Raw genomic sequence first — 8,007 nt, 5'->3', positions numbered from 1 at the left:
CCCGGCCGGCGCGGGCGCATTGTCCGCATTCGCGGGCTGCTGCGCGCTTTGCGGCGCGGCGCCTGCTGGAGCGATGCCGACCACAATGCCAACAGTGATCATCGCCACGGCCGACCACCGCGACCCACCCCGGGATTGCACCCGATGTCTGAAATCTCTGAGATTACTTCCACTTCGCACAGACGTTCGCCCAATTTCGCGCAGGCGTCCGCCGTCGCGGCGGGACCACCGCGACAACGACGCCTACTCACACGACGACTGGGCGAGTGCTAACGTGCAAAAATTTCTGCACGCCGTAGAAGAAACTTATCCATTTGTTAGGAAATCAGCGTTTGCGGCCGAATGCGATCGGGCCTTCAGCTCAGCAGTACCACCCCGCCGGGAAGCGAGGTGATCCGGGCCCCGAATAGCTGCTCGACCTGGTCGACAAAATTCCCGAGCTTGTCGAGCTGAAACGTGCCGTTGACGAGACGGCGCTTCAGCTCCGCATTGGCGATGATGATCTTTCCGGGACGGTATCGGTTCACTTCGTCCACCACGCTTGCCAGTGGGCGGTCGCGAAAGATCAGCAGCCCAGCCTGCCAGGCCGTCACCTGCACGGCATCAACCGGAACGGATTGCTGCAGCCCTGCGCTGGAATAGGTGACCTGCTCGGCCTTGTGGAGCTGAACCGTTCTGTCGTTCTGTTCAACGGTCACGACGCCGTCGAGGCAGGTCACCGAGACAACCCCATCGAGACAGCGCGCATTGAAATCCGCCTGCGAGGCGCTGATGCGTCCATTTCCTGCCAACATCACGAGCGGCTTGGATGGCGATAGCTTGGCCGCAACCGAAGCCTCGCCAGAAATCAGTTCGATCCTGGTCTCGTCAGACGTGGAGCGCAGCGCGACGCTGGTTTGGGTGTTCAGCTCCAGTGAAACGTCGGGCGCGACCGCTACCTTGCGATGTTCCCCTTTTCCGGTCCTGTAGTCGGCCGAGAGTTCTTCGAGCGACGGCCACAGACCGAGCGGTGGGCGAACGATCATGTAGCCGGCGGCAGCGGCCGCAATCGCCCCTCCCAACATGATACGGCGCGTGAGCCGCCGGGGCGGCGGCTGCGAAGCCGTTACGACGACATCTGAGGCCTGCTGCTCATCGGCCAGTTCCCGGGCGGCGACGCTCGCCATGCGAAAAAGCTGTACTGCTTTCTTGAATGCCGCATCATGTGCCTGGCTTTGGTCACGCCAACGCTGCAACGCGTCCACGTCTGCCCGCGTCGGCTCGTCGGTTTTCAGGCGAACGACCCAATCAAGGGCCTCGTCCAGCAGCGGATTGGATTTGGGTGGGCGATTCGGCACGGTCACGATGACTCGCTCACTGCCCTACTCCCCAAATCCAAACCTGCCGATAGTATTGGACGTGCATGAGAGACTATATAGATGATTCCATCCGCATCCGGGTACTGCAACGGACCTTTACGCAAATCATCAGGAGAAACAATCGGGAACACCTGCATCAGATGCTTGGGCATGACACGGTCGAGAATGATGCAGTGGCGCTGCCTGCGGTTTCGACCTGAACGTGTGCTTGATCGGCTCAGCATTCCCCCGCGAACCTCTCCCGGATATACTTACCGGATCCAAGCGACAACTCTCTCTATTCGATAGACGATCGAAACTCCGCTATCCCGCAGAAAAAACCCGCGAAAGTTGAAAAAACAGGTCACAGCTTTCGACGCGGCGACCGGATGAGACGGGGCCTGAAGGCACCGTTCTGCAGCAAACATCGATGATCGACAAGTGCGGTTTCGGCCGGCGTCATTTTTCGATAGCAAATTCAATACGAACGGGGGCGCGGGCCACCGAGACGACGGATCAATGTATAATCGAGACAATTTGCACAGTGGCTCAAGGCCAGCTTCAAATCACTTTCTACCGTTCGCACGCTAACGCCCAGACTGACTGCAACGTCGTGTGCAGACCGCCCCTCGATGCCGATACCGAGCAGCACGTGGCGGGGCCTGGCAGGCAATTCGGCCAGCGCACGCTTGAAGGCATCAATATCGGAACGTGCTTCGACAACCCGGGCGGGATCCGGCTCGTCGTCGCACACATCGAGCAACGCCTCAACTTCCGATGCGCTGACACGATGGTTCAGAGCTTTCTTGGTATCCTTGGCGATGTTGATGGCGGTGCGGAAAATATAGTCGGACGGACTGCGCACAGGGACAGCATCGGTCACCCGCTCCAGCCGCAGGAACGCCTCGTGCAGGGCCTCATAGGCGAAGTCCGAAGACCCCAGACGGCGCGTCAGCTTCTTGACCAGTTCGTCGTAGTTCTCGACGAGCTGCCCCCGCAGCCGTACTCGATTGACACCAGCCACGCCTCGCGGCCCCCCAGACGCCAGCTCGATATCCAGACCGGACTACTCCCGGTGGGATCCTCGTAGCGGCAGCGGATAACACATTTATGACAAAGGTTGAATCCTCGCCAGGGTACAAGCGGGGGTGCGGCTTCCGTATCACAAATGGCATCCGGCTTCACAGATCAGGACGGTTCAAACACCAGCGCTCCACGTTGCATCAAAAACGAGATTGCCGAGCCCATCGCAGGTACGCCGTCCTATCCGCAGGGGCCATCGACATTCATTGCAACGGCTTCACTACAATCACGATACGCACCGGCCGAGGCGTGTTTGCCGGCGCCGACCGGCTGATGGTGAGACCACGCAATACCGTCGCCACGGCGGCGTCCCGCTCGACATCGCCCGTCGATCTGAACAGTTCGGTGCGCTGAACCGTGCGGGACCGATCGATCCAGAGATCAAGGACAGCCCGATAGCTGCCGCCTCGCGTCCTGACATTCTTTTGCAAGGCCTTTTGAATGTCGATCTGCAGACTTTCACTATAATCGTGAAGCCGGCCAACATCGTCGCCGTCATTCGAGGCCCGTACCCTCAACATCCCCAATGACAAATCCGCAGAACCGAGCGGGCTGGCGGGAGGCCCGCCAGTTGTCGCGGATGGTAGAGCAAGGGTGATCGCGTCCGGACGGGTATACTGGACTTTCAGGTCCGTTCCGGCCAACAGCAGGTTCAGCGCCTGCTCGGCCGTAAAGTTGCCCTCAACCGCCGCAGATTTTCGCCCAGTCGCCGAATTGCTCTCATAGAGCACTTGAACACCGGTTCGCTCGCCGTAAGCCTGCAGTGCAATGGCAAGCGGTTGTGCGGGAATATGAAACCCGATCGGCTCCGACACAGTGGCAGCCCGACGTTCTTCGGCAATGGCTGCGCATACGCCGGTGATTACCAGAAGGGCGCAAATCCAGGTGAGATGTCGTTGCCCCCGAGAACGTTCGACCGTCTTCCCATCGGTCACAGCACAAGCATACGCGACATATGATCGAATTGCCGTCATGGCCCCACTTCGCTTTGCCCCAGGGTCTGGTCAGTGTCCTATTTCTAAGCCTTCCGACCAGTCGCTGCTCAGCGCGGCGTAGGCGATGCGCGAGCGCTTTTATATCCGAAGATATGACAGCCGTCTAACAGGCCCTATCGGCCGGGCGGCGGCCAACGTTTCCCACATCGATGACCTTGATCTCGTTAGCCCAGCGAGCGCTTGCGTCTCCGTCCGCGAGCGGCTCGTCGGTACCTCGCTTCAATCACCCCTACGCCTTCACCATCATCATCTTGCGAACACTCATCGCACGTATTTATTCGCTTGAGCATCCAGCGCGCGAGACAATTACAACGCGAAACGCCACAAATCTGCAATGGTACCGACGCTATGCTTCAGCATCCGCTCACACGGCAGAACTGCAATGAATGGCCGCAGTGCGTCACCCCACATACATCACATGCCTTATCGACAGCTCGTTGTGACTGCGATCGCGGCGCTACTCTCTTCTGCCGCGTCTGCCGCCGAATTCACCATCGTCAATGCTTCGAACATTCCATTGCAGCACCTCTATATATCGCCATGTGGGGCGCGGCATTGGGGGCCAGACCAGTTTACCGAAGCGCTGCCGCCTTCCAGATTTTTCACGGTCTCCAGCGTCAGGCCGGGCTGTTACGACATCCAATTCGTGGTTGCGCCCTGGAATAGCTGCGTCATCGCGGGGGCATCACTGCGCCGCAGCGAGGTCTGGAAGGTGACGCAGTGGACTGTGTTCGGCTCGCAGAGCGGCGATTGCTCCCATGTCGCCGGCTACGTTCCGGCAACGCGACGGCCGTGGAGCTGGCAATCAACATCGGCTTCGGACATGAAGAGAGAGTAACGTGGCAAAGGTGTTGGTGACCGGCGGCGCCGGATTTCTTGGTTCGCATTTGTGCGAGCGGCTCGTCGAGCAAGGCCACGATGTGCTTTGCGTTGACAACTATTTCACCGGCGGCAGGGCCAATATCGCGCATCTCATCGGCAACCCGCACTTCGAGATGATGCGCCACGATGTGACTTTCCCGCTCTATGTCGAGGTGGATACGATTTACAATCTGGCCTGCCCTGCCTCCCCGATCCACTACCAGTTCGATCCGGTGCAGACGACCAAGACCAGTGTCCACGGCGCGATCAACATGCTGGGGCTCGCCAAGCGAGTGAAAGCGAAAATCCTCCAGGCGTCGACATCCGAGGTCTACGGCGACCCCGAAGTTCATCCGCAGCCTGAGGCTTATTGGGGCCGCGTTAATCCTATCGGACTGCGTTCCTGCTATGATGAGGGCAAGCGCTGCGCCGAGACCTTGTTCTTCGATTACTGGCGCCAGCATGGCCTGCGGATCAAGGTCGTACGAATCTTCAACACCTATGGTCCCCGCATGCATCCAAGCGACGGCCGCGTGGTGTCGAACTTCATCGTTCAGGCGCTCAAGGGCGACGACATCACCATCTACGGAGACGGCAACCAGTCCCGCAGCTTCTGCTATGTGGACGACCTCATCGAGGCGATGATCCGGACCATGAACACGCCGGATGATTTCAGGGGCCCGATCAACATCGGCAATCCGCGTGAGTTCACAATTCGTGAGCTCGCCGAAGAGGTGATTGCGCTCACGGGATCACGGAGCAGATTGGTGTTCATGCCGCTGCCCTCCGATGACCCTCGCCAGCGTCAACCGGATATTTCGCTTGCCCGCACCGTGCTCGACTGGACACCGCGGATCGAGCTTCGAAGCGGGCTCGAGAAGACGATTGCCTATTTCCGCGGCGAGATGAGAGCTGCCGCGGAATAGCTCGTCCATCCGCCTCTCTCTTGCGGCCGCCGATCGCATCATCGTTCAAGCAGTTTTCCGGCGCCAGAAGGCATGCACGTTCAGATTGACCTTCAAGACGGGGTCGGCAGTTGCGCGCTCGCCGGAACCGCTCGGCTGCACCAGCAGGGCATCGACGAAAACATAGGGAGCGCCGCTTTCAAGGCGATAAAGCAGGGATTGCAGCTTGGGAAGCGTGGCATTCAAGGTAATCTGCACCCGAATGATATCGCCTTTGTCATCGCGATCCGCCGGCGGAACCCCGGACGAGACCAAAACGGCGTGCTGATCCGTCACAAGCTGCGACAGATAGGCCTGAAACTGCGCGGTGGCGAGCCCGCTGGTGGGCGCATCCAGGAATGCGAGCGCGGGAGCTGCCGAGGGCTGAGTCGACCGGCTTCGATTGGCGACCGACCGTGAACGCGCCTGCAGGCTCGCAAGCTGATCGCGTTGGTCGGCAAGCGCCTGCAACGCCTCGCTACGCGTCTGCAATGCTGCTGCGACCGCAACCGCACAGACGATCAGCAACGCGCAAAAGCCGCCAACTGCGAAGACCTGCTCGCGGCTGACATCGAGCTTCAGATTCGGCTTCAGCACGGCCTAGCCTCCGTCGATCCTGGCGTGCGCCTCGACGCGCGCCTCGATGTGAAACATGAAGCGCGTGCCGTCGGCGCCGCGTGTTGTGGGAGCAAAGAAATGCACATCCTTCAGATGTCCTGACTGCTCAAGCGGAGCAATCAGCGACGGCGCGTCGTCGGCGAAGCCCACGATGCGCAGCGTCGCACCGTCGAGATTGAGCTCAGTGAGATGAGAATTATCCGGCAGCGCACGGGAAAGCGCCTCGACAACGATCACAGCCACGGGCGACGTTTCCTTCAAGGCCCACGCGCGCTCGGGAGGCGCGAGCGAAGAGATCGATTGCCGGGGGAGAGCGCCCTTGATCTGGCGCTGCAGCGCCGCGATGCGCGTCCCGACATCTTCGCTTTCGCTGTCCGCGGACGCTGCAGTCATGAAGCCCCAGACGTTCACGATGAGGGTGATGCAGACGGTGGCCGCGATCAAGCCACCAATGGTCTGGCTGATACGTGCGAGGCTCTTGTCGGTCGCATCGGCGAGCCGCGACCACAGCACGACGGGGATAGCCGCGTCGGCAAGACGCTCGCTCGCCACCACGCGATCGACCCGCAACCCCAGCGCACCCAGACGCTGGCAAGCCTCGTCGAGCACCGCGCGCGAGGTGATGAGAACACGCACGTCGAGGCTCGCCGCATCCTCGCTCGGTCCGACATCGAAACCATAGGCGGCCTGGTTCGCGCGCCAGGGGCACAGGCGTTCGATCTGGTTGCGGACGATGCCGGGCAGCAGGTCGCGGGCCTGGGCGGGAACGCTCATCCGGCGCGCGACGAATTCATCGGCGGCGAGTTCCAGGATCACGAAGCGGTTTTGCGCGGCGCGGGCGATGTCGTCGGGCAGCGGAGCACCGGCGGGGACGATGACTGACGTTGTTCTTCCCGTCCTCTTCGCATCAGAAACGATCCATTTGTCGCCGTCCTGTTTGTTGCCGTCTTGGGCGACCTTCAGCCAGTTGCGGGCACGGCGGCGCTCCTGCCAGCCGAGCCACAGGCGGGCCAGGATGTCGATCCAGCGCCCCATAATAATGTCGATACGCATCAGCGTGCCCCCATCAGCATGACAGTGTCCGTTGCCGCCCCCGGCGACAACGGGTTCCAGGCGAGAACCCGATACGGCTGCTTGTCGTCGGGCAGCAGCACGATGAAGACCTTGGCCTTGGCCGTGTATCCGCCCACAGTTCCAGCGACGAGATCCACCGCGACGACCTGTCGCCGCTGAACCTTCAGATACTTCTGCGTCGGCCCGAGCAGGAAGGCGAGGCGCTCGGGATCGACCAGCGGCGCGCCGCATCTCGAGGAAGGTGTCAAGCCGCGCCGCGTCGACGAACGGCAGCGTCTGGAGCACCGCGACCGGTGCGGTGAGTGGGTTCACGCCATCGCTCCCATACACGGTGATCAGCGGCACTATCGCCGCCATCCAGTCCGCCCTCATTCCGGGAATGCTCGCAAGCTGCCGCACATCGGTGAACGGTGCAGGAGAGGCCGATGCGGCCTGCTGATCGGACCCGGCCTCCGCCTCATCGGACTCGGCCATCTCCTGATCGGGCTTGGCGGCGGCCGACGCCGGCTGTTTCGCCGCCTCGTTGGGCCGCCGCTCCTGCCGATCCGAACCACGCAGATCGACGATCCTGTTGGCCAAAACGTTGGCGTCGTCATCCTCCACCCCGACATAGCGCAACAGCGACGCCAGCAACTCGACAGGCGCCTTTCCGATGTCGATGCGGCCGCCCTCGTCGCTGACGCTGACGCGCACCTGTCCGGTCGACAGCGTAATGGTGGTGCCACGCGCGACCAGTGGCGCATCGCGCATGGCGGCCACCATGCCGGCCGCGGCCTCAAGTCCTGCCGTCAGCAGCGCATCGGCCTGCACACGCTCGCGGTCGATGCCGACGATCCCCACGAGGCTGCGAAACGTGGTCGACGTCGCCATTGCCAGCGCCGAGCACAGCGCGATCGCCCAGAGCACCGTGAGCAGCACCATGCCGCGCTGGTTGTCTCGGCGGCTCATCCGCGCGCCCCCGCCGGCTGGTCCTTCGCAGGCTCGGCCTCCTTCGCCGGCTGCTCCTTCGCCGATTTGGACCCGCGGCCGGTCAGACACGTCGCCTTGGCGCCCGGCCGCGCACAGCCGATCGGCGCATCGGCACGGAGCGCAAAC

At 61.8% G+C, this 8,007-nt stretch carries 7 protein-coding genes; 2 read left to right on the top strand and 5 right to left on the bottom strand.

The annotated features are described in order from the left end of the window. Nucleotides 1-356 precede the first annotated feature (356 nt). From CWO89_RS37380 to CWO89_RS37370, 3 genes are all read right to left on the bottom strand, one after another. A complete protein-coding gene (locus CWO89_RS37380) occupies nt 357-1,343 on the bottom strand; it encodes a FecR family protein (protein WP_245476760.1) in 987 nt (328 codons plus the stop codon). Between the two features lie 472 nt (nt 1,344-1,815). Beyond that, nucleotides 1,816-2,361 carry an RNA polymerase sigma factor gene (locus CWO89_RS37375; RefSeq protein WP_130583372.1) on the bottom strand — a complete coding sequence of 182 codons (546 nt, stop codon included), beginning with the start codon at nt 2,359-2,361 and terminating at the stop codon, nt 1,816-1,818. Nucleotides 2,362-2,623: 262 nt separating this feature from the next. Beyond that, nucleotides 2,624-3,394: an STN domain-containing protein gene (locus CWO89_RS37370; RefSeq protein ID WP_130583371.1), complete on the bottom strand. Its 771-nt coding sequence runs from the start codon at nt 3,392-3,394 to the stop codon at nt 2,624-2,626. Between the two features lie 439 nt (nt 3,395-3,833). On the opposite strand from CWO89_RS37370, the gene CWO89_RS37365 reads away from it, so the two are divergent. Together CWO89_RS37365 and CWO89_RS37360 are read left to right on the top strand one after the other, a co-directional pair. Then, nucleotides 3,834-4,253: a hypothetical protein gene (locus CWO89_RS37365; RefSeq protein WP_130583370.1), complete on the top strand. Its 420-nt coding sequence runs from the start codon at nt 3,834-3,836 to the stop codon at nt 4,251-4,253. Between the two features lies 1 nt (nt 4,254). Next, the gene (locus CWO89_RS37360; protein WP_130583369.1) at nt 4,255-5,202 is read left to right on the top strand and encodes a UDP-glucuronic acid decarboxylase family protein; all 948 of its coding nucleotides are present in this window, start codon (nt 4,255-4,257) and stop codon (nt 5,200-5,202) included. A gap of 45 nt (nt 5,203-5,247) precedes the next feature. Here the strand turns inward: CWO89_RS37360 and gspM are convergent, their stop codons facing one another. Together gspM and CWO89_RS37350 are read right to left on the bottom strand one after the other, a co-directional pair. Continuing rightward, nucleotides 5,248-5,817, bottom strand: a complete 570-nt coding sequence (gene gspM / locus CWO89_RS37355) for a type II secretion system protein GspM (protein ID WP_130583368.1) — start codon at nt 5,815-5,817, stop codon at nt 5,248-5,250. A 3-nt stretch (nt 5,818-5,820) separates the two neighbouring features. Then, a complete protein-coding gene (locus CWO89_RS37350) occupies nt 5,821-7,833 on the bottom strand; it encodes a PilN domain-containing protein (protein ID WP_165421487.1) in 2,013 nt (670 codons plus the stop codon). Nucleotides 7,834-8,007 lie beyond the last annotated feature (174 nt).

The sequence above is a fragment of the Bradyrhizobium sp. Leo170 genome (assembly GCF_004296405.1).
Lineage (GTDB): Bacteria > Pseudomonadota > Alphaproteobacteria > Rhizobiales > Xanthobacteraceae > Bradyrhizobium.
Note: the sequence above shows the minus strand (reverse complement) of the source record. Positions and strands in the feature narration are given on the sequence as shown.

Excerpts from the sequence above, each read along its gene's own strand:
- CWO89_RS37370 (WP_130583371.1), bottom strand. The coding sequence starts at position 3,394 with ATGACGGCAATTCGATCATATGTCGCGTATGCTTGTGCTGTGACCGAT.
- CWO89_RS37350 (WP_165421487.1), bottom strand. The coding sequence starts at position 7,833 with ATGGTGCTGCTCACGGTGCTCTGGGCGATCGCGCTGTGCTCGGCGCTG.
- CWO89_RS37365 (WP_130583370.1), top strand. The coding sequence starts at position 3,834 with ATGCCTTATCGACAGCTCGTTGTGACTGCGATCGCGGCGCTACTCTCT.